General features: G+C 70.9%; 21 protein-coding genes and 1 tRNA gene. 7 read left to right on the top strand and 15 right to left on the bottom strand.

Annotated features, from left to right (window positions below; genetic code table 11):
* Positions 1 to 65: 65 nt before the first annotated feature.
* Positions 66 to 1,106: a LacI family DNA-binding transcriptional regulator gene (locus tag AC069K_RS19415; RefSeq protein WP_358835463.1), complete on the top strand. Its 1,041-nt coding sequence runs from the start codon at positions 66 to 68 to the stop codon at positions 1,104 to 1,106.
* A 10-nt stretch (positions 1,107 to 1,116) separates the two neighbouring features.
* Here AC069K_RS19415 and AC069K_RS19410 read toward each other — a convergent pair whose 3' ends face one another.
* Positions 1,117 to 1,548, bottom strand: a complete 432-nt coding sequence (locus tag AC069K_RS19410) for a hypothetical protein (protein WP_478617786.1) — start codon at positions 1,546 to 1,548, stop codon at positions 1,117 to 1,119.
* 197 nt (positions 1,549 to 1,745) lie between these two features.
* Between AC069K_RS19410 and AC069K_RS19405 the strand changes: the two genes are divergently transcribed.
* The 3 genes from AC069K_RS19405 to AC069K_RS19395 are packed head-to-tail and all read left to right on the top strand — an operon-like array spanning position 1,746 to position 3,381.
* A complete protein-coding gene (locus tag AC069K_RS19405) occupies positions 1,746 to 2,006 on the top strand; it encodes a hypothetical protein (RefSeq protein WP_478618118.1) in 261 nt (86 codons plus the stop codon).
* Positions 1,978 to 2,505 (top strand): DUF6879 family protein, encoded by a 528-nt coding sequence (locus tag AC069K_RS19400; RefSeq protein ID WP_478617783.1) that lies wholly within the window; start codon positions 1,978 to 1,980, stop codon positions 2,503 to 2,505. Before AC069K_RS19405 ends, AC069K_RS19400 begins: the two co-directional genes overlap by 29 nt.
* 24 nt (positions 2,506 to 2,529) lie before the next feature.
* Entirely contained in the window at positions 2,530 to 3,381 is an 852-nt protein-coding gene (locus AC069K_RS19395; RefSeq protein ID WP_365101257.1) for a helix-turn-helix domain-containing protein, read from the top strand.
* Positions 3,382 to 3,459: 78 nt separating this feature from the next.
* Here AC069K_RS19395 and AC069K_RS19390 read toward each other — a convergent pair.
* From AC069K_RS19390 to AC069K_RS19375, 4 genes are all read right to left on the bottom strand, one after another.
* Positions 3,460 to 3,532, bottom strand: a tRNA-His gene (locus tag AC069K_RS19390).
* 156 nt (positions 3,533 to 3,688) lie between these two features.
* Positions 3,689 to 4,291, bottom strand: coding sequence for an oligoribonuclease (gene orn / locus AC069K_RS19385; protein ID WP_344077010.1), 603 nt, complete (start codon positions 4,289 to 4,291; stop codon positions 3,689 to 3,691).
* A gap of 5 nt (positions 4,292 to 4,296) precedes the next feature.
* On the bottom strand, positions 4,297 to 5,529 hold the full coding sequence (locus AC069K_RS19380) for a helix-turn-helix domain-containing protein (protein ID WP_365101256.1): 1,233 nt from the start codon (positions 5,527 to 5,529) through the stop codon (positions 4,297 to 4,299).
* 387 nt (positions 5,530 to 5,916) lie between these two features.
* Positions 5,917 to 6,366 (bottom strand): hypothetical protein, encoded by a 450-nt coding sequence (locus AC069K_RS19375; protein WP_478617780.1) that lies wholly within the window; start codon positions 6,364 to 6,366, stop codon positions 5,917 to 5,919.
* A gap of 403 nt (positions 6,367 to 6,769) precedes the next feature.
* On the opposite strand from AC069K_RS19375, the gene AC069K_RS19370 reads away from it, so the two are divergent.
* On the top strand, positions 6,770 to 7,291 hold the full coding sequence (locus tag AC069K_RS19370) for a universal stress protein (protein WP_344077004.1): 522 nt from the start codon (positions 6,770 to 6,772) through the stop codon (positions 7,289 to 7,291).
* Positions 7,292 to 7,482: 191 nt separating this feature from the next.
* The gene (locus AC069K_RS19365) at positions 7,483 to 8,052 is read left to right on the top strand and encodes a GPR1/FUN34/YaaH family transporter (protein ID WP_365101254.1); all 570 of its coding nucleotides are present in this window, start codon (positions 7,483 to 7,485) and stop codon (positions 8,050 to 8,052) included.
* Between the two features lie 129 nt (positions 8,053 to 8,181).
* Here the strand turns inward: AC069K_RS19365 and glmS are convergent, their stop codons facing one another.
* From glmS to AC069K_RS19350, 3 genes are all read right to left on the bottom strand, one after another.
* On the bottom strand, positions 8,182 to 9,999 hold the full coding sequence (gene glmS / locus AC069K_RS19360) for a glutamine--fructose-6-phosphate transaminase (isomerizing) (RefSeq protein ID WP_365101252.1): 1,818 nt from the start codon (positions 9,997 to 9,999) through the stop codon (positions 8,182 to 8,184).
* A 68-nt stretch (positions 10,000 to 10,067) separates the two neighbouring features.
* Entirely contained in the window at positions 10,068 to 10,349 is a 282-nt protein-coding gene (locus tag AC069K_RS19355; protein WP_067159327.1) for a hypothetical protein, read from the bottom strand.
* A 119-nt stretch (positions 10,350 to 10,468) separates the two neighbouring features.
* Positions 10,469 to 11,335 (bottom strand): DUF4429 domain-containing protein, encoded by an 867-nt coding sequence (locus tag AC069K_RS19350; protein ID WP_478617777.1) that lies wholly within the window; start codon positions 11,333 to 11,335, stop codon positions 10,469 to 10,471.
* An 84-nt stretch (positions 11,336 to 11,419) separates the two neighbouring features.
* Here AC069K_RS19350 and AC069K_RS19345 point away from each other — a divergent pair, with 84 nt between their 5' ends.
* Positions 11,420 to 13,063 carry a beta-N-acetylhexosaminidase gene (locus tag AC069K_RS19345; RefSeq protein WP_478618115.1) on the top strand — a complete coding sequence of 548 codons (1,644 nt, stop codon included), beginning with the start codon at positions 11,420 to 11,422 and terminating at the stop codon, positions 13,061 to 13,063.
* A 304-nt stretch (positions 13,064 to 13,367) separates the two neighbouring features.
* Here AC069K_RS19345 and AC069K_RS19340 read toward each other — a convergent pair whose 3' ends face one another.
* The 7 genes from AC069K_RS19340 to AC069K_RS19310 form a co-directional block, all read right to left on the bottom strand.
* Complete coding sequence (locus AC069K_RS19340) at positions 13,368 to 15,146, bottom strand: IucA/IucC family protein (RefSeq protein ID WP_478617774.1); 1,779 nt, start codon at positions 15,144 to 15,146, stop codon at positions 13,368 to 13,370.
* The gene (locus tag AC069K_RS19335; protein ID WP_365101245.1) at positions 15,143 to 15,706 is read right to left on the bottom strand and encodes a GNAT family N-acetyltransferase; all 564 of its coding nucleotides are present in this window, start codon (positions 15,704 to 15,706) and stop codon (positions 15,143 to 15,145) included. Before AC069K_RS19335 ends, AC069K_RS19340 begins: the two co-directional genes overlap by 4 nt.
* Complete coding sequence (locus tag AC069K_RS19330) at positions 15,703 to 16,977, bottom strand: lysine N(6)-hydroxylase/L-ornithine N(5)-oxygenase family protein (protein WP_478617771.1); 1,275 nt, start codon at positions 16,975 to 16,977, stop codon at positions 15,703 to 15,705. The genes AC069K_RS19335 and AC069K_RS19330 overlap by 4 nt, the downstream gene beginning before the upstream one ends.
* The gene (locus AC069K_RS19325; protein ID WP_478617768.1) at positions 16,958 to 18,403 is read right to left on the bottom strand and encodes a pyridoxal phosphate-dependent decarboxylase family protein; all 1,446 of its coding nucleotides are present in this window, start codon (positions 18,401 to 18,403) and stop codon (positions 16,958 to 16,960) included. The genes AC069K_RS19330 and AC069K_RS19325 overlap by 20 nt, the downstream gene beginning before the upstream one ends.
* A gap of 212 nt (positions 18,404 to 18,615) precedes the next feature.
* The gene (locus tag AC069K_RS19320; protein WP_478617765.1) at positions 18,616 to 19,455 is read right to left on the bottom strand and encodes a siderophore-interacting protein; all 840 of its coding nucleotides are present in this window, start codon (positions 19,453 to 19,455) and stop codon (positions 18,616 to 18,618) included.
* 2 nt (positions 19,456 to 19,457) lie between these two features.
* Positions 19,458 to 20,492 carry an ABC transporter substrate-binding protein gene (locus AC069K_RS19315; protein ID WP_478617762.1) on the bottom strand — a complete coding sequence of 345 codons (1,035 nt, stop codon included), beginning with the start codon at positions 20,490 to 20,492 and terminating at the stop codon, positions 19,458 to 19,460.
* Positions 20,493 to 20,683: 191 nt separating this feature from the next.
* On the bottom strand, positions 20,684 to 20,860 hold the full coding sequence (locus tag AC069K_RS19310; RefSeq protein WP_365101235.1) for a hypothetical protein: 177 nt from the start codon (positions 20,858 to 20,860) through the stop codon (positions 20,684 to 20,686).
* Between the last annotated feature and the right edge of the window lie 40 nt (positions 20,861 to 20,900).

The raw sequence follows: 20,900 nt of genomic DNA, 5'->3' as shown, positions 1-20,900 counted from the left end.
ACCGGGGTCGTGCTGTTAGTTTTCACCCCGAGGTCCACGATGTGCGGCAAGACGCGGAGGCAGGCATGAAAGCAGCTCGCACGGTCCGGGGCCGCGGGGCCGGGCGGCCCACCCTTGAAGAGGTGGCGGCGCGTGCCGGGGTCGGCCGCGGCACGGTGTCCCGGGTGATCAACGGCTCGCCCCGGGTCAGCGACCGTACGCGCGCGGCCGTCGAGGCGGCGGTGGCCGAGCTCGGCTACGTCCCCAACCGCGCGGCCCGCGCCCTGGCCGCCAACCGTACGGATGCGATCGCCCTGGTCGTCCCCGAGACGGAGACGCGCTTCTTCGCGGAGCCGTACTTCTCCGAGGTGGTCCGGGGCGTCGGCCAGGCGCTCGCGGAGACCGACATGCAGCTCCTGCTGACCCTGGTGGGCAGCGAACGGGAGCGCCGCAGGCTCGCCCAGTACCTGACGGGCCACCGGGTCGACGGCGTCCTGCTGGTGGGCGTCCACGCCGACGACCCGCTGCTCGACCTCCTGGAGCAGCTGGACCTGCCGGTGGTGATCAGCGGCCCGCGCTCGGAGGAGGAGCCGCTGGCGTCGGTGGACTCCGACAACTTCGCCGGGGCGCGGGCGGCCGTGGCGCATCTGCTGGCCCGTGGCCGGCGCCGGATCGCCACGATCACGGGCCCGCTCGACGTGTACGGCGCCCGCTGCCGCCTGGACGGCTACCGCGCGGCCCTGACCGAGGCGGGCCTGGCGCCCGAGCCCGGGCTCATCGCCCCCTCGGACTTCACGGAGGAGGGCGGCCGCGAGGCGATGGCCGTACTCCTCGACCGCGCCCCCGGCCTCGACGCGGTCTTCGCCGCCTCGGACGTGATGGCGGCGGGCGCCCGCCAGATCCTGCGCGAACGGGGCCGCCGCGTCCCCGAGGACGTGGGCCTGATCGGCTTCGACGACTCGGCCATAGCCCGCCACATGGAGCCCCCGCTGACCAGCGTGCGCCAGCCGATCGAGGAGATGGGCCGGGCGATGACGGACCTGCTCCTCACCCAGATCGCGGCGGGCGAACGCGCGAGCACCCAACTGGTGCTGCCGACGGAACTGGTAGTACGGGCATCGGCGTGAGGCCCCCGCGCTACCTCGTGCCGCTCTTGCGTACGCATCCGGGCGTACCGGCCGGATGCCGGTACGCGTCCGGCCGGGCCCCGCACGACGAGAACCCGAGCACCACCTCGGCCTCACCGGCGACGGGTTCGTCGCAGACGGCGCAGATCCGGGGGAGCGCGTGCTGCGGGCAGGCCCGGGGGTACCAATAGGTCCGGTAGTCCAGGATCTTCAGCGGCCGCGGCCCCAGGTCGACGGCGGTCGCCGCGGTCAGGGTCACCCCGCACCACACGCAGTCGACACCGCGCTGCTGTGCCTGCGAAAGCCCACCGATCTCGGGCAGCCCACCGACGAGCCTCATCGCGCGGCCTCCATGCGTGACAGCACTCGCTTCGGGCTCCTTGCGGACGGCGCGGGTCCGGTAGTACGCCGGGGCGCCGTGGAGGGGGTCGGGCTCGGACATGGGGCCTCCCTGGGGGTGGGACTGGCGTTGGTCAGGAAGGTAGGCGGGCGGCGTGCGCCGAGGCCATGAATGTGCACCGATGTACACCTTGGCCGGTATCCAGGCCATCGACCGCACGCCCTCTTGACCGCCGTGTCGAAACCGGAGGACCGTGATGTACATCCGTGCACACACAGCTTGAGCAGCTGGAGGCCGCCGTGGCATTACGGTTCGTCGGAATCGACCCCCACTCGGGTACGGGCGAAAGCCCAACGGTGTGGGTGCACGACACCACACGTGACCTGGCCATCCAGGGCTGGAAGCCCGGTCCGGAACTCGAGGCGGAGTGTGCCCCGTTCATGGTGCCGGGACATGCCGCCGGTATCCCGGAACACGAAGCGGTCGTCCGCATCCCGGCGCGGATGGTGCCGATCCTGAGGAAGGCATGTGATGACGCCGAGCGTCCCGACCATCGCTGAACTGCTCGACAGCGCTCGACACGCGGCTGTGCACCTGGAGATGCGCGATGTCTATGGGGTGGCGGGGGAGGCCGTTGACTTCGCCGGGTGGAAACGCACCGGGGAACGGGACACGGATCCCGGATCACCGTACTGGGCGCCCTGGGTGGAGTTGGTTCGCCGTACCCTGAGCCGTGGCGTGGCAGTCCGCCGCGCGCGCATCGTGTCCGAGCCGGTCAGCGACTACATCCGCTACGAGCACGCGGGCGCGGTGGTCAATCTGCGCGCCGGTGAAGAGGTGCGCTGGCTCGCACGGAGGCGCGCTTCCGACATCGCACTGCCGGGGAACGACTTCTGGTTGATCGACGGCAGCGTCATCCGCTGGAACCACTTCACGGGCGACGGCGCTTCCGGAGGCGGGGAACTCAGTGAGGACCCAGCCGCCGCGCACCTGTGCGCACGTGCCTTCGAGGAGGTGTGGGAACGCGCCGTACCTCACGACGACTACAAGCTCAGCTAACCCGGAAGGCCCACAGGACGGCTCATGCCCATCTCCCCCTCGTCGGCAGCCCACGCCGCGCGTGGACAAGTCGCACAGCGACTGCGTGAGCTCCGCGCCGACGCCGGGATCACCGGGGGTGAGCTGGCCGCGCGTTGCGGCTGGACGCACTCGAAGTCATCGCGTATCGAGAACGCCCGGACGCCGCCCACCCCGGAGGACATTCGCCGTTGGTGCGTGGCGTGCGGCGCTCCCGAGCGAGTGGCCGATCTCGTGGCCCAGTCCCGCAACGCCGAGTCGCAGTACGTCGAATGGCGCCGAAAGGTCCGCACTGGGCTCCGGCACCTCCAGGACAGTTATGTGCAGCTGTACCGGTCGACGACTCTGTTCCGTGTGTACTCACCCACGCTGGTCCCGGGCCTGCTGCAGACCGAGGGGTACGCACGAGCCGTACTGTCTGCCAACGCCCGCCTGCTCGGTATCCCCGACGACGCGGAACAGGCTGCTGCGGCCCGTATCGAACGCTCAAGGATCATCCACGAGCCCGGGCGCCGGTTCGTCCTGCTCATCGAGGAGAGTGTGCTGCGCTACCGGCTGGGTTCATCGGACGCGATGGCCGCTCAGCTCGGCTACCTGCTCACGGCCGGCGCGCTGCCCGCAGTCTCGCTCGGGATCATCCCCGAGGAGACGGGGGAGCGCGCGCTGTGGCCCCAGGAGGTCTTCCATATGTACGACGACACGCTGGTGTCCGTGGAGCTGTTGTCGGCCCGGGTGACGGTGACCCAGCCCACGGAGATCGAGCTCTACCTGAAAGCCTTCGAGCGCCTGCGCACCATGGCCGTCTACGGCTCCGACGCCCGCGCGCTCGTCCTCAAGGCCATCGCGGCCCTGGGGTGACCCCCGTGTCCGGACGTGTCGAGGCCACACAACGAGAAAGGCCCGGTCCGCCGGAGCGGACCGGGCCTTCCCGATCAGGGTGAGTAACGGGACTCGAACCCGCGACATCCTGGACCACAACCAGGTGCTCTACCAGCTGAGCTATACCCACCATGCGTGGCCGGACTGTTGTGGTCTGGGAAAGTCCCTGGGGGCTTTCCTTACCGGCCGAGAAAAAGTGTACAGGGTCCGGGAGGGTGCTCGCGCACATGTTTCGCGGCACCCTCCCGGGGTGGCCCCTGAGCGCCCCGGAGTGACCCGGAAGGGGTTACTCCGCAGGCAGGACGTGCTTCGCCGCGATCGCCTTCGCCGTGTCCGAGTCCGGGCCCGGCTGGGCGACGAAGATCGCCTCGCGGTAGTAGCGGAGCTCCGCGATGGATTCGCGGATGTCCGCCAGCGCGCGGTGGTTGCCGTTCTTGTCCGGGCTGTTGAAGTACGCCCTCGGGTACCAGCGGCGGGCGAGCTCCTTCACCGAGGAGACGTCCACGATCCGGTAGTGGAGGTACTCCTCCAGGGCCGGCATGTCGCGCAGGAGGAACCCGCGGTCGGTGCCGACCGAGTTTCCGCACAGCGGGGCCTTGCCCGGCTCCTTCACGTGCTCCCGGACGTACGCCAGGACCTGCGCCTCGGCGTCGGCCAGCGTGGTCCCGCCGGCCAGCTCGTCGAGGAGCCCGGAGGCGGTGTGCATCGCGCGCACCACCTCCGGCATGGTCTCCAGCGCGGCGTCCGGGGGACGGATCACGATGTCCACCCCTTCACCGAGCACGTTCAGCTCCGAGTCGGTGACCAGGGCGGCCACCTCGATAAGTGCGTCGTCCGTCAGCGAGAGCCCGGTCATCTCGCAGTCGATCCACACCATGCGGTCGTTCATGTGTCTCAGCCTACGGGGCCGCTGCGCTGCCCCGGCAGACTCGGACGCATGTAACCGGTGGCGTACATCTCCGAGACGGACTTCCCCGGGTGGTCCGGCGGCGCCGCGTGGGTGATCGCCGCCGGGCCGACCAGTGCGCTCGCCGCCGTGCGCCGCGACTGCGGCACGGCCTGCGACGGCACCGTCTCCAGGGTCGGCGGACCCCCGGACGGCTCCGCCTGCGGCCGGCGCGCCCGGTAGGCGGCCCGGTAGGACGCCGGGGACGAGCCGAGCTGGCGGCGGAAGTGCCCGCGCAGCGCGACCGGCGAGCGGAAGCCGCAGCGGCCCGCGACCTCGTCGACCGAGTAGTCCGACGTCTCCAGGAGACGCTGGGCCTGGAGCACCCGCTGGGTGATCAGCCACTGGAGCGGGGCCGATCCGGTCAGCGAGCGGAACCGCCGGTCGAACGTACGGCGTGACATGTACGCGCGAGCGGCGAGGGTCTCCACGTCGAACTGCTCGTGGAGGTGCTCCAGCGCCCAGGACACGACCTCGGCCAGCGGGTCGGACCCGATCTCCTCGGGTAAAGACCTGTCCAGGTAGCGCTCCTGGCCGCCGCTGCGCCGCGGCGGGACGACGAGCCGGCGCGCGAGGGCTCCGGCGGCGTCGCTGCCGTGGTCGGTCCGCACGATGTGCAGACAGAGATCGATTCCGGCCGCCGTGCCCGCCGACGTGAGGACGTCCCCGTCGTCGACGAACAGCTCCCGCGGGTCCACGTGGACCGACGGATAGCGCTTGGCGAGGGTCGGCGCGTACATCCAGTGCGTCGTCGCCGGGCGGCCGTCGAGCAGCCCGGCGGCGGCGAGGACGAACGCCCCGGTGCACAGGCCCACGATGCGGGCCCCTTCCTCGTGCGCCCGGCGGAGCGCGTCGAGCGCGGCCGCGGGCGGTGGCGAGGTGATGGATCGCCAGGCGGGCACCACGACGGTGCCTGCCCGGTTGATGGCTTCCAGCCCATAGGGCGCGGTCAGTTCGAGCCCGCCTGTGGTCCGCAGGGGGCCCTCCTCTCCGGCGCAGACCAGCAGACGGTAGCGGGGCACGCCCGCGTCCTGCCTGTCGATCCCGAACACGGAGAGCGGAATGGAGCTCTCGAAGATGGGGCCGCCACTGAACAGCAGTACGGCAACGACTTCCCGGCGTCGACGGCCGGCGAGCTTCCTTGTGGCCTCCGGTGATGCGGCAGCGGAGTCCTGGCTCATTTTGCTAAGCCCCCCTCGGTGTTCGCGGCTCCCCGTTCTTGTCGGGCTTGTCGCTCCTGCACTTTTCCCCTTGGTTTTGCACGAGTCCCCCAGCCTTCGATACGCATGATCGAATCTACTGCGTTCTGTGGCGTCGGCGTGACAAGTCCGGTACTCAGCGCTATGTCGACTTGGCAACTTGGCGCGAAGCATTCGATCACGAAGGGTTTCACCCGAGGCGCCCGTAGGGAAGTGGGCGTCGCACGCATGGCCCGTACCCGTATGGCGAAATCCGCCACCGCTGCCCGTTTTTCCCTGGTGACAAGGGGGTTGGCAGGCCATTTCGGGCAGGAAGGAGGGGGGAGGGGAAGTTGGCTGAAAACATACGGGTCCGTGTGTGCGAACCCGTCAGTCCAACGGCGAACTTTCGCCGTTCGCCCGTCCGTCCCGGTGCCGACCGGGCCCCGGCTGGGGGGCTGAGCACGCCGTCCGCGCCGTCCGCGCCGTCCGCGCCGTCCGCTCGGAGTGTCGCAGCAGCAGCCGGCAGGCCGCGGTGACGGTCGCGAGCCCGAGGGCCCAGCCGGCCGCCCCGGCGAACGAGGAACCGTAGACGACGAGCACCACCGGGACCAGGACGCAGCTGAACGCCGCCCAGCGCACGACCTCGCCCGCACCGTCACCGCTGCCCGCTCCGGCCCTTCGTACGCCGTGCGCGCCCCCCTCCGCGCCCTCCCGGCCGCGCGGCACCCCTCCGCCGGGCGCGGGCGCGCCGGGCTCCCGGGGGGCGTACGCGATCCGGGGGGAGCCGCCGGGCGGGGTGGGCGGGCCGGCGTCCTGGGTGAGCGGCGGGGCGGGCACGGGCAGGGGCTCCCTGGGGGTATGGAACAGCGTCGCGGCGACCGCGTGTCTAACGGGCGGGCACCGGTTCCGGTCACTGCGCGTGCACAGCCGGGCCACAGCCGGGGCACATCCAGGGCGCCGTCGGAGCGCGGTCCGGGCGCTCGCCGGGCCCGCCGAGGTCACCGAGACGGATCGACCGTGCACGGAATGTTGAAGGCCAGACCTCTGTATCAGCCATCTGCCATTGCCATCCGGAGCGGGCTCGTGCATGCTCCGGGGAACGCCGTGCAGCACCGGCGGCTCTGGGCAGGAGAGGAGTGTCGCCGTACCCTTGGGGGTATGGGGTTGGGAAGATGATTCCCGGACACAGCTCCGCCGCCACCTGTCGCCCTCCCATGAGGATCCAAACGCCGAGACACCCATGGCCGGACAAGAATTCTCCGAACCCGCGGACCGCAAGCAGGTAGCCGACCCGACATCGGACCTCCAGGCGGCGGAAGAGCCACGTCTGTCCTGCGACCCCGCGTTCCGGCACGGAGTGGTGGTCGGCTTCGACGGCTCCACGTCCAGTGAGCGCGCCCTGGCGTACGCCATCGGCATGGCCCGGCGCTCCGGCTCCGGCCTGATCATCGTGCATGTCGCCAACCGGCTGCCCACCACCGTGTGGGCGGGGTGCGAGCCGCCGGTCTTCGTGGACGTGCCGGACCACCGTACGGAAGTGCTCGGCCTGGAGCTCGCCTGCGCGGACTACCTCGCCGAGGTCTCCTGGATCCTGGTCGAGCGCGGCGGGGACATCTGCCACGAACTCGAAGAAGTCGGGCGGGAGTACGCGGCGGACGCGATCGTCGTCGGCTCCACCCACGGCATCGTCGGCCGGATCTTCGGCTCGGTCGCCGGACGGCTCGCCCGGCGCGCCCAGCGCCCCGTGGTCGTCATCCCGTAACCGGAGCAGCCCGCACCGGAACCCCGCGGCCCGCAGCGGCTGAGATGACGTCAACTCCCGTGCCCACACGGCGAATCTACCCTGCGGTAGGTGGTGGATTGTGCCCTTGTGAAGGGTACATAAAGGTCGCTGGGAAGCAGCACGACCCACAGCACGACCCGCAGCACAACTGCACATGAAGGGAGCCCGCCGTGGACCACGAAGCCCCCGCGGGAAGCATCACCTCCGCCCTCGGCCACCTCGCACTCGGCCTCACCCTGCTCGCCTTCGGCCTCGGCACCACCCGGGTCATCGACGGCGTCACCGCGGCCGACGCCGTGTCGGTCGCGACCTATGTCGGCGGCATCGCCCTCTTCGTCCTCGGCATCGTCGCCTTCCGCGACCAGGACGCCTTCACCGGCACCGCCTTCGCGGGCCTCGGCGCCTTCTGGTTCACCTGGGCGAGCGGCGCGGACACCAAGTTCTCGGCCAACGCGGCCGGCCTGTTCCTGCTGCTCTTCGCGCTCCTCGCGCTGAGCCTCGCGGTCGGCTCGGCGGGCTACGGCCCCATCCGGCAGGGCTCGTTCGCGCTGCTCTTCGTCTCCCTGGTGCTCCTCGCGATCGCCGACTTCGCCACCAACGAGGGCCTCGCGAAGGCCGGCGGCTGGGTGGCGGCGGTCGCGGGCGCCGCGTCCTGGTACGGGGCGACGGCGGCCCTGGCCAACTGGCCGACCGCGATCCCGCGACGCGCTGCCGGCCGGGGGGTGACGGCCGCCGGCTAGGCAGCCGCACGCCGGTGCGATGGGCGGCACCGGCAGACAAGGGAGCGGCCCCGCACGCCAGGTGGCGCGTGCGGGGCCGCTTCTGCCTCTACGGGGCCGACGGATACGGAACCAGCCGTACCGGACGGACTACTCGACCGTGACGGACTTCGCCAGGTTGCGCGGCTTGTCGATGTCGCGGCCCATGGCCAGCGCCGTGTGGTACGCGAAGAGCTGGAGCGGGATGCCCATCAGGATCGGGTCCAGCTCGTCCTCGTTCTTCGGGACGACGATGGTGTGGTCGGCCTTCTCCTGCTCGCGGTGGGCCACGGCGAGGATGCGGCCGCTGCGGGCCTTGATCTCCTCCAGGGCCGCGCGGTTCTTCTCCAGCAGGTCGTCGTCGGGGACGATCGCGACCGTCGGCAGCGCGGGCTCGATGAGCGCCAGCGGGCCGTGCTTGAGCTCGGAGGCCGGGTAGGCCTCGGCGTGGATGTAGGAGATCTCCTTGAGCTTCAGGGAGGCCTCCAGGGCGACCGGGTAGCCGCGCACCCGGCCGATGAACATCATCGACTGGGCGCCCGCGTACTCCTTGGCCAGCTTCTCGATCTCCGGCTCCATCGCCAGGATCTCCGCGATCTGCCCGGGCAGCTTGCGCAGGCCCTCGATGATCCGCTTGCCGTCGGCCACCGACAGGTCGCGGATGCGGCCGAGGTGCAGGGCGAGCAGCGCGAAGGCGACCACGGTGTTGGTGAAGCACTTGGTGGAGACGACGCAGACCTCGGGGCCGGCGTGCACATAGGTGCCGCCGTCCGCCTCGCGGGCGATCGCCGAGCCGACGACGTTCACGACGCCGAGGACGCGGGCGCCCTTGCGCTTGAGCTCCTGGACGGCGGCGAGCACGTCGTAGGTCTCACCGGACTGGGAGACCGCGATGTACAGCGTGTCGGGGTCCACGACCGGGTTGCGGTAGCGGAACTCGGAGGCCGGCTCGGCGTCCGCGGGGATACGGGCCAGCTCCTCGATGAGGCCGGCGCCGATCATGCCGGCGTGGTACGAGGTGCCGCAGCCGAGGATCTTGATCCGGCGCACGCCGCGGGCCTCGCGGGCGTCCAGGTTGAGGCCGCCGAGGTGGACGGTGGAGAACCGGTCGTCGATGCGGCCGCGCAGCACGCGGTCCACGGCGTCGGCCTGCTCCGACATCTCCTTGTGCATGTACGTGTCGTGGCCGCCCATGTCGTAGGAGGCGGCCTCCCACTCGACGATCTCGGGGGTGGCGTTGGTGAGCGTGCCCGAGGTCGTGTACGTACGGAAGTCGTCGGCCTTCAGGGTCGCCATCTCGCCGTCGTTCAGGGTGACGACCTGGCGGGTGTGGGCGATCAGCGCGGCGACGTCGGAGGCGACGAGCATCTCCTTCTCGCCGATGCCGAGGATGACCGGGGAGCCGTTGCGGGCGACCACGATGCGGTCGGCGAAGTCGGCGTGCATCACGGCGATGCCGTAGGTGCCCTCGATGACCTTGAGCGCCTCGCGGACCTTCTCCTCCAGGGAGTCGCCCTGCGAGCGGGCGATCAGGTGGGTGATCACCTCGGTGTCGGTCTCGGAGACGAAGACGACGCCCTCGGCCTCCAGCTTGGCGCGCAGCTCGGCGGCGTTGTCGACGATGCCGTTGTGGACGACGGCGACCTTGTTCTCGGGGTCGAGGTGCGGGTGCGAGTTCACGTCGCTGGGGGCGCCGTGGGTGGCCCAGCGGGTGTGCGCGATGCCGGTGGTGCCGGTGAAGCGCTTGGGGACGCGGGCCTCCAGGTCGCGGACGCGGCCCTTGGCCTTGACCATCTTCAGCGCGCCCGACTTGGGGCTGTTGATGACGACGCCCGCGGAGTCGTAACCGCGGTACTCCAGCCGCTGGAGGCCTTCCAGCAGCAGGGGAGCGACATCACGCTTACCGATATAACCGACGATTCCGCACATAGAGTCTTGACCCCTCCATCGACGTACAGGTGCAACAGGTCCAACAGGTCCAACACGTTCCGGTGTGCTCAGCCGTAGACGATGCGGCGCAGCTGCCGGAGCGAGAGCTCCGGGGGCGCCACGGCGCGGTGCGGCAGCTCGGCCGCGATCCGCTCAAAGATCTCCGCGTTCACCAGACCACCGGACTGCAGTTCACGGTGGCGGCGGCGGACGAACTCCTCGTACGTCTCGTCGAAGTACGCCAGCACATCGAGGACCACCCGGGCGGCCTCACCGCGCTGGAGCGCGGTGCTGCGCACCAGATGGTCGATGAGGTCGTCGTGCGACGACGGGCTGCGGCGTTCGAGCACCCGTCGATACTGCGGGGAATCCGGCCCCCACGCAAGAATCCTGCCCGATATCGGGCAGGATTCTCATGATCATACGCAGCCTGGTACAGACCAGGCCGCCCCCACGGCTCCCCTAGGCCTCACAACCGCTTCAGCACGGCCTGCTTGGCGAAGGTGAACTCCTCCTCGGTGAGGACCCCGGACCGGTGCAGCTCCCCGAGCTCGCGCAGCCGCCGCAGCAGCGCGTCCGGGTCCTCGGCGGCCGGCGCCGGGCCGAGGGCCTTCGGCTCGGGTGCGGGCGCCGCCGCGTGCGGGTGCGGCATCCGCGCCACCACGGCCGAGGCGAGCAGCGCCATCAGCGGGTCCTTCTTGAACCCGTTGAGCTCCACGGCGTGCGGATCGCGCCCGGCGGGCAGCCGGGGCGCGTTCGGCGAGACCACGAAACGCAGATGGCCGTCCTCCAGGCCGCGCGCGGGCAGCCACTCCACCGCGTGCAGGTCCTCCAGGGCGACGGTGGTCGGGCCGCTGTTCCTCTTCACCTCGTCGGTGTGCCAGGTCCAGTCGAGGCGGACCGTACGCCCGTCGAAGGCGGCCGTGCCGTCGCCCGCGCCGACCGTCATCGGCAGCGGGGGCCCGGGCAGCAGATAGCGGTCCACCGGCCCGGTCGGCACCGAGTCGAGCAGCAGGGCGTTGCGGACCTCGTCCACGAAGTACTCGGCTATCGCGGCCGCCTTCGTATCCACGGTCAGGGTGTAGGGATCGGAGGCGTCGTCCAGCTTGCCGCCGGTGACCTGGAGCAGCGGGTCGGCGCCGTCGCGCAGCCTCAGCCGCAGCCGCCCTGCCTTGCGCCCCGGCTCGTACGCCACCCCCGCCAGCGCGACGAGCGGCACGGTCACCTCGCCGAGGGTGCGGCGCAGCAGGCTGATCCCCTTGTCGCTGCCGGGCACGACGCGTATGCCGTCCCCGTCGAAGGTCCAGGTCCCGTCCCTCTGGATGATTTCCGCCATGCCGTGATTGTTCCATCGGCCGTGCGGGGACAGGCCGTTGGGCATTGGTCTGCACCTTGGCGGTGGCGGTGGCGGGCCGCTGTGATGGATCCCGTTCGGTTGCTCACGCCCCTGCTCGCGTCCCGTCGAAGGGAACAGCTTGTGAGACGGCTTGTCGGACGGCGCGGAACCATCACCGGTCTGCTGGGCGCCCTGCTGCTCCTGGCGGCCGGCATCTCCTCGGCGGGATCCGCCGCGGCCGCGCCCCGCACCCCCCGCCCGCTGGACCGGATCGTCCCGGCCCCGGCGTCCGTCGCCCCCGGCGGCTCCCCGTACACGATCACCCCCGGCACCGTGATCCGCGTCGACGCGGCGGCGGGCGCGGAGGGCCGCCGGATCGCCGGGTACCTGGCCGACGTCCTGCGCCCCTCGACCGGGTACGCGCTGCCGGTACGGGCGGACGGTCGCGGCGGCATCCGGCTGCGGCTCTCCGGCGAGGCACGGCTCGGCCGGGAGGGATACCGGCTGGAGAGCGGCCCCGGCGCGCTCACGCTCACCGCGCACCGGGCGGCCGGGCTCTTCCACGGCGTCCAGACGCTGCGGCAGCTGCTGCCCGCGTCGGTCGAGAGGCGCACCCGGCAGCCGGGCCCGTGGCGGGTGGCGGGCGGGACGGTCACGGACGTCCCGCGCTACGCCTACCGGGGCGCGATGCTGGACGTCTCCCGCCACTTCTTCACGGTGGCGCAGGTCGAGCGGTACATCGACCAGCTGGCCCTCTACAAGATCAACAAGCTGCATCTGCACCTCTCCGACGACCAGGGCTGGCGGATCGCCATCGACTCCTGGCCCCGGCTTGCGGTGTACGGCGGGCAGACGCAGGTGGGCGGGGGCAAGGGCGGTCACTACAGCAAGGCGGACTACCGGGAGATCGTCCGGTACGCGGCGAGCCGCTATCTCGAACTGATCCCCGAGATCGACACCCCCGGCCACACGAACGCGGCCCTCGCCTCCTACGCCGACCTGAACTGCGACGGCGTCGCGCCGCCCCTCTATACCGGCACGGACGTCGGTTTCAGCTCACTGTGCGTGCCGAAGCCGGTGACGTACGCGTTCCTGGACGACGTGGTGCGGGAGCTGGCCGCGATGACGCCTGGTCGATATATCCACATCGGCGGCGACGAGGCGCACTCGACGCCGCACGCGGACTATGTGGCCTTCATGGACCGGGCCCAGGCAGTCGTCGGGAAGTACGGCAAGACGGTCATGGGCTGGCACCAGCTGACCGGGGCGCGGCCCGTCGCCGGGGCGGTGGCGCAGTACTGGGGCACGGAAGGGGACGAGGCCGAGGTCGTCGCGGCGGCGAAGGCGGGCACGAAGGTGGTGATGTCCCCGGCGAACCGGGCGTACCTGGACATGAAGTACGACGCGACCACCGAGCTGGGGCAGGACTGGGCGGGCCACGTGGAGGTGGACCAGGCCTACGGCTGGGACCCGGACACGTTCGTGAAGGGGATGCCGGCGGGGGCGGTGCTGGGGGTGGAGGCGCCGCTGTGGACGGAGACGCTGGTGCGCAGCGGGGATCTGGAGTACATGGCGTTTCCCCGGGTGGTGGGGGTTGCGGAGCTGGGGTGGTCGCCTGCCGCGACGCATGACTGGGGGGCGTTTCGGGGGCGGTTGGGGGAGCAGGGGGAGCGGTTGGGGGCGCTGGGGGTGAACTTCTACCGGTCGCCGCTGGTGCCGTGGGGGTGAGGGGTTTTCCCCCGACCCGCCCCTTCCCTGAACCCTCCGGGGGTGGGGACGGGTCCTGCCGGGGGCTGCGCCCCCGAACCCCCAGAGGCACGGGGCCTGCGGCCCCCGGACCCCGCCGATGCGTGTTCGTCCGCGGGCCGGTGGGGGCTGATCGCGCAGTTCCCCGCGCCCCTGAGTGGCTGGTAGCTCGGGCACTTCCCCGTGCGGGGAAGGGTGCCTCAGCCACGGGCCTTGAGGGGCGCGGGGAACTGCGCGACCAGCCACCCACGGTCCGCAGCCGAACGCGCAGCTCGCACAGGGGGAGTTACCCCGCGAGGGGGTTTCGCAGGGTGCCCACCAGTTGCAGCGCCCCCGCCGGATCCCCCAGATCCACCATCTGCCGGTTGTTCCGCAGCTGGAGCCGGTTCAGGCACGACAGCGCGAACTCCGGCGCGAACATGTCGTACTGCTTGAACTTGTCCGCCAGCTCCGGCACCGACGCCTGGTACGACGTGACGCACTCCGCCACCGCCTCCCAGAACTCCGACTCCTCCAGCACCCCCTCGCTCACCAGCGTCGCGTTCAGGAAGCGGAAGAAGCAGTCGAAGACGTCCGTGAAGACGGACAGGAGCTTCATGTCGTCGGGGACGTCCGCCCGTATCCGCTCCACCGCCGGCGGCAGCACCGCGTCCGGGTCCATGACCGCGATCTCCTCGGCGATGTCCTTGAAGATCGCCCGCGAGACCGTGCCGTCCGGGGCCAGCACGAGGATCACGTTCTCGCCGTGCGGCATGTAGACCAGGTCGTAGGCGTAGAAGGAGTGCAGGACCGGCAGGAGGTAGGCGTCGAGGTAGCGCCGCAGCCACTCCCGCGCCCCCACCCCCGACTGCGCTATCAGCGCGCCCGCGAACGACGCCCCGGCGCCGTCCACGTGCAGCAGCGACGCCATCGTGGCGAGCCGCTCGCCGGGCTCCAGCGTCGGCACCGGGCTCTCGCGCCACAGCGCCGCCAGCATCTTGCGGTACGGCGACGAGCGGTCGGTGGCCCGCTCGTACTGGCGGTGGTGGTAGCCGATCGCCGCCCGCTCGCGGATGATCGAGAAGCGGGCCGCGCGCAGCACGGAGTCGCGCTCCACCAGCCCCGCCAGCCAGTCGTTGATCGCGGGCGTCGCCTCCATGTACGCCGCCGAAAGGCCGCGCATGAAGCCCATGTTCAGGACCGACAGCGCCGTCTTCACGTAGTGCTTCGTCGGGTCCGTCGTGTTGAAGAAGGTACGGATCGACTGCTGGGCGAGATAGTCGTCGTCGCCGACCCCCAGCGGTACCAGCCGGTCCTGCGCGACCTCCGCCGCGAACGTCACCGACAGCTTGTTCCACCACTGCCAGGGGTGGACCGGCAGCAGCCGGTAGTCCGCGAGGTCGAGACCGCGCTCCGCCAGCGTCGCGGCGAAACGTTCCAGCGTCGCGGCGCCCAGCTCCGCCTCGATCAGCGTGTCGTAGTCGAGGCCCGCGCCCGAGGTGAAGGTCGCCCGGTCGCGCCGCGCCGCCAGCCAGATCAGCCGGACGGGGGCGGCGGCCTCCGGCGCGTACGCCGCGTACTCGTGCGCGCCGAAGCCGAGCCGTCCGTTGTTGGCCACGAAGCACGGGTGGCCCTCGGTCATTCCCGTCTCGATCGCCTGGAAGTCCGCCCGGGCGAGCTCGGCCGCCGGGATCTGCTCCTTGGTGAGCTTGTACGCCGTACCGGAGAGCGTGGAGGAGATCTCCTCCAGGTAGACGGGCAGGATCTCGTCGCTCAGGCCCAGCGTCGCGCGCAGCTCGATGAAGAAGTCGAGGGCGTCGAGCGGCAGCTGTCCCCCGGCGCCGTGCCGCGAGATCGACTCCGGGTCGACCTGCCAGTGGTCCAGGGCGTACAGCGCGGCGGTGAAGCGGTACTCCACCGTGCCGTCGTCGCTGAGCACGCCGTACCGGTCCTCTCCCAGCGGGCGCGGCTCCAGCAGCCGCTCGTGGGCGAACTCGGCGAGCGCCTTGCGGATCAGCAGCCGGTTGGCGCGCGCCCACAGCCCGGGGGTGAGGTGGGGGACGGCGATGGCGGGGGTCGTCGTCATCGGGCCGCTCCCTCGGTCGCGGCCTCGAACGCGGCGCGCGTGCAGACGCTGAGCAGCGCCCGCTTCTCCGGCTTGGTGATCTCCCCGACGACCTCGAAGCCGACGGCGGCGTTCAGCGCGTGGACGGCCTTGTTGCCCACGTCCGGCTCCACGACGACCCGCCGGGTCGCCGGGTCCGCGAAGAGGTGCGCCATCACGGCGGTGATGACCGCGCGGGTGAAGCCGTGGATCGGCGTGCCGGTCGGCGCGACCAGGAAGTGCATCCCGACGTCGCCCGGCTCCGGCTCGTAGAGCCCGACCAGCTCGCGGTGGGCCGGGTCGTACGTCTCCATCAGGAACGCGGGCTCGCCGTCGTGCAGCCCGAGCAGCGCGTGGTGGTGCTCGTCGGCCGCGATCTCCATGTACGCCCGCTCGACGTCCTCCAGCTTCGCGTCCCCCATCATCCAGAACGCGGCCTTGGGGTGGGTGACCCAGCCGTGCAGCAGCTCGGCGTCCCGGAGGGGGTCGAGGGCGCGGACGGTGAAGGTGCCTATGCCGGCGGTGGTGTGCGTGGTGCTCATACGGCGAACTCCTGGAAGGCGATGGACTTCTCGACCGGGTAGTACTCGCGGCCGAGCAGCTCGCCGATGATGTACGCGTTGCGGTAGGCGCCCATGCCCAGGTCGGGCGAGGTGATCGAGTGGGTGTGCACGGCGGCGTTCTGGAGGAAGATCTCGCTGCCGGCGGTGTCGATGGCGTAGTTGCGGGCCACGTCGAAGCGGCCGTGGCCGTCGCGCCTGATCCGGTCCGCGACCGGCTCCAGGAACGCGGGCTCGGCGTACTTGTAGCCGGTCGCCAGGACCAGGCCCTCGGTGTCGAGGGTGTAGTCCTTCTCCTGCTCCTCCTGGCGCAGCCCCAGGGTGTAGGTGCCGGTCGTGGTGTCGTAACTCACGGCGTTGAGCGAGGAGTTGGTGAGCAGGCGGGTGCCGACGGGGCCCTTGAGGTTCTTCTGGTACAGCAGGTCGAAGATCGCGTCGATGAGCTCCGAGTCGATGCCCTTGAACAGCCCCTTCTGCTGCGACTCCAGGCGGTAGCGGGTGGACTCGGGCAGCGCGTGGAAGTAGTCCACGTACTCCGGCGAGGTCATCTCCAGCGTCAGCTTGGTGTACTCCAGCGGGAAGAAGCGCGGCGAGCGCGTGACCCAGTTCAGCCGGTAGCCGTGGACGTCGATCTCGCTCAGGAGGTCGTAGTAGATCTCCGCCGCCGACTGTCCGCTGCCCACCAGCGTGATCGACTTCTTCTTCTGGAGCGCCTCCTTGTGCTCCAGATAGCGGGAGTTGTGCAGGTAGTCGCCGCCCAGGCCCCGGCACGGCTCGGGCACAAACGGGGGAGTGCCGGTGCCGAGCACGAGCCGCCGGGCGCGGAACTCCGAGCCGTCCTCGGTGCGTACGACGTACACCTCGTTCTCGTACGTCACCGTCCTCACCGTCTGGTTGAAGCGGATCGACGAGAGCTTGCCGGCCGCCCAGCGGCAGTAGTCGTTGTACTCGGTGCGCAGCGGATAGAAGTTCTCGCGTATGTAGAACGCGTAGAGGCGGCCCGACTCCTTCAGGTAGTTGAGGAAGGAGTACGGCGAGGTCGGGTCCGCGAGCGTCACCAGGTCGGACAGGAACGGGGTCTGGAGGTGGGCGCCCTCCAGGAACATGCCCGAGTGCCACTCGAAGTCCGGCTTGGACTCCAGGAAGAGGCCGCTGAGCTCGTCGACCGGCTCGGTGAGGCAGGCCAGGCCCAGGTTGAAGGGCCCGAGGCCGATCCCGATGAAGTCGTACGGCTCACGAGACTGCGTGGACAAGGTTCTCTCCCAGGTACTGCTCGGCGTGGCCGGCGATCAGATCGAGGACGGCGGCGATGTCGGCGGCCGTCGTCTCGGGGTTGAGCAGGGTGAACTTCAGGTACTGGCGTCCGCCGGTCTTGGTACCGGCGACGACCGCCTCGCCGGACGCGAAGAGCGCCTTGCGGGCGTAGAGGTTGGCGCGGTCGATCTCGGCGGGCGAGGTGACGGCATCCGGGATGTAGCGGAAGACCAGGGTCGAGAGGGTGGGCTCGACCACGACGTCGTAGCGCGGGTCGGCGGCGAGCAGCCGCCAGCCCTCGACGGCCAGGTCGCACACCTCGTCGAAGAGCGAGCCGATCCCGTCGGCGCCCATGGTGCGCAGCGTCATCCACAGCTTCAGGGCGTCGAAGCGGCGGGTGGTCTGGAGGGATTTGTCGACCTGGTTGGGGATGCGCTCCTCGGCGGCCCGGCGCGGGTTGAGGTAGTCCGCGTGGTACGTGGCGTGCCGCAGCGTGGTGCCGTCCTTGACCAGGATCGCGCTCGAACTGACCGGCTGGAAGAAGGACTTGTGGTAGTCCACGGTGACCGAGTCGGCGTGCTCGATGCCGTTGAGGAGGTGGCGCCGGGTGGGGGAGACGAGCAGCCCGCAGCCGTACGCGGCGTCGACGTGGAACCAGGCGCCGTACCGCTCGCACAGCTCGCCGATCTCCGGCAGTGGGTCGAGCGAGCCGAAGTCGGTGGTGCCGGCGGTGGCGACGACGGCCATCGGCACGTTGCCCTCGGCGGCGCAGCGCTCCAGGGCGCGGGCGAGCGCCACGGTCTGCATGCGCTTGTCCTGGCCGCAGGGGATCGACACGACGGCGGACCGGCCGAGGCCGAGGAGCTGGGCGGACTTCTGGACGCTGAAGTGGCTGCACTCGGAGGAGAAGATCCGCAGCTTCGCCAGGTCGTCGGTCTTGGCCTCCTCGCGGGCCAGCAGCAGCGCCTGGAGGTTGGACTGGCTGCCGCCACTGGTGAAGACGCCGTCGGCGGCCGGGCCGTAGCCGACGCGTCCGGCGGTCCAGTCGATCAGCCGGCGCTCGATGAGGGTGCCGCCCGCGCTCTGGTCCCAGGTGTCGAGCGAGGAGTTGACGGCCGAGAGGACCGCTTCGCCGAGGACGGCGGGGATCACCACGGGGCAGTTGAGGTGGCCCAGGTAGCGGGGGTGGTGGAAGTAGACGGCGTCGCGCAGATACACGTCCTCCAGCTCGTCCAGGACGGCGGAGGTGTCGCCCAGCGGCCGGTCGAGGTCGACCCGGTCGATGAGCGGGGCGATGTCCTCGACGCCCGCGCCCGTGAACGGGCGCCGGGTCGCGGCGAGTTTCGACGCCACCCGCTCGACTCCTTCGGTCACGGAGCGCCGGTAGCTCTCCGCCGTCGTGTCATTGAGCAGGTGCGAACGCATGAACTGTCCTCCCGGATCGGGGACTTCGTCGGGCCCTCCGGGCAGAAAGGAAGGGGGCGAGGACCGCGATCTCGAACTAAGGTTAGCCTAACCTAAGTTCGATCTCAACAGGCCCTCGCCCCTGTGACGTGGAGTGGGGTGTACGCCCTTGACCGGCGCGGGAACCGCGCGACCGACCGGTCCAGACGGACCCGCAGCCGCGCGACAGTCCCCTACGCGGCCTCTTCCTCGCGCAACTGGTCCTCGGAGCGCCCCCGCCGCCAGTAGCCGACGAACGTGACGTTCCTGCGGTCGATGTGACGCTCATTCACGAAGTGCCGCCGCAGCTCCCGCATGGTGGAGGCCTCCCCGGCGATCCATACGTACGGGTCGAGCCCCGGCAGGACCGGCTCCGTCCGCACCGCGTCCAGGACGGAGGGCGCGCCCTCCTCCTTCACCAGCCAGGTGATCTCGGCGTCGGCGGCCGTCGGCAGCGCCATCCGGTCTCCGCTGAACGGCACTTCGAGCCATACCCGCGCGGGCGTGCCGGCCGGCAGCCACTCCAGGATCGCGGAGACGGCCGGCAGCGCGGTCTCGTCGCCCCACAGCACCACCCCGTCCGTCCCCGCCGGGGGCCGGAAGCGCACCGCCGTGTTGTCGGCGACCGCCGGACCGAGGACCGCCACACGGTCCCCGGGCTCGGCGCGCGCGGCCCAGCGGCACGCCGGGCCGCCGTCCTCGTGGAGCGCGAAGTCGATGTCGACCTCGTCGGGGTCGCGGCGCTGGGCGCGCAGGGTGTACGAGCGCATCACCGCCCGTACCCCGTCGGGCAGCGCCCGGTACTCCGCGAACCACGTCTGCGGGTCCTGGGTGAGCGGCAGGACGGGAGCGTCCTGGCCCGGGTGCGGCAGGAAGAGCGAGAGGCTCTGGTCCCGGCCGCCGCCCTCGAAGTACGCCAACTGCTCGCCGCCGAAGGTGATCCGCACCAGCGACGGGCCGAGCCGCCGGGTCCGTACCACGCTCAGATCGAAGAGACGGAAGGGGACGGTGGCGGTCTCGGCTGTCAGCGTCATGGTCAGGCAACCTTCTTCGCGGTCTCGATGGCCTGGGCGAGGGTTTCGAGGATCGGCGCGCACTTGGCGTACGAGTAGATCGGCTCGGTGGTGCGCGGGGTGATCTGGCCGGCCTTGACGGCGGGCAGACCGGCCCAGGTCGGCTTGGACTTCAGGGCGTCGGGCTGGAGGGCCGTGGAGCGGTTGTCCATCATGATCACGTCGGCCTTGTACTTGCCGACGTTCTCCCAGCTCAGCTCCTCGAAGAAGCCCTGGGCGTTGACCTTGGGCTCGACGAACTTCACGCCCAGCTCCTGGAAGTAGGCGGTGTCGGCGGAGGTCTTGGGCGCCGAGACGTAGAACAGGTCGGCGCTGGCGGAGCCGATCATCACCGTGACGTTGGGGTTGGCCTTGGTGGCGGCCTTCAGCCGGGCGGCGGCCTTCTCGAACCGGGCCTTGGCCTCGGTGACCTTGGCGGCCTTGAGGTCGGCGCCGAGGGAGGCGGCGAGGTCGGCACGGCGCTGGAGGGCGGCCGGCATGCTGAGCTGCGCGGCCCACAGGGCGACGCTCGGGGCGAGCTTGAGGATCTTGTCCTTGCTGTTGTCCGGCACGTACCAGAGGGCGTCCTTCTCCCACATGTCCGTGACGAGCAGCTCGGGGGCGAGGGCCGCGTACTTCTCGACGCTGAACTCGCCCCAGACGTTGCCGAGGATCTCGACCTTGTTGATGTCGAGGTCGCCCGCCTGGACGTCCGGCTTGCCGTCCTTCGTCTTCGTCGGGCCGAACACGGCCTTGACCTCGACGCCGTAGTCGTGGAGGGCGGCGGCGGTGCCGGTGAAGGCGACGATGGTCTTGGGGGTGGACTTCGTCTGCACGGTCTTGCCACGGTCGTCCTTGAAGGACCAGGGGCCGGACTTGCCGGCGGCCTGCTGCTCGTCGCCCGTTTTCTTGTCGTCGTCGCCGTCCCCGCAGGCGGCCAGCGCGGCCCCGAGGCCGAGGGCGCCGCCGGCGGCCAGCAGGCCGCGACGGGAGAGGTGGGACGCTCGGGAAAAGGGCATGACGATCCGCTTTCGTACGTGCCGGGGTCGGCCTCTGGCAGTTCCTGGGTAGGTTAGCCTAACCTCACAAGGATCTGTAGAGGGGTCCCGGACGGACGGGGCCGGGGCCCTACGGCCGCACGGCCCCGAGGCCGAGGGCGCCGCCGGTGGCCGACAGCCGCGACGGGAGGGGTCGGACGCCCCCGAGCGCCCTACCGCCGCAGGGGCGCGTACGTGAAGCGGACTTTGTGGGACGCGGTGGGTTCGTAGAGGGTGCGGCAGGCGGTGCAGTGCCAGTGCCAGTGGTCGGCGGCGCCGGGGACGGTGGCGGAGGTGTCCTTCCACAGGGGCGGCCGCGTGGGGCAGGCGGGGCAGGTGGGTGGGGTCATGGGGTTCAGCGTGTCCCCGGGCCGCCACCCGCGAGGGCCG

Source organism: Streptomyces sp. NPDC043908, from assembly GCF_056435525.1.
Note: the sequence above shows the minus strand (reverse complement) of the source record. Positions and strands in the feature narration are given on the sequence as shown.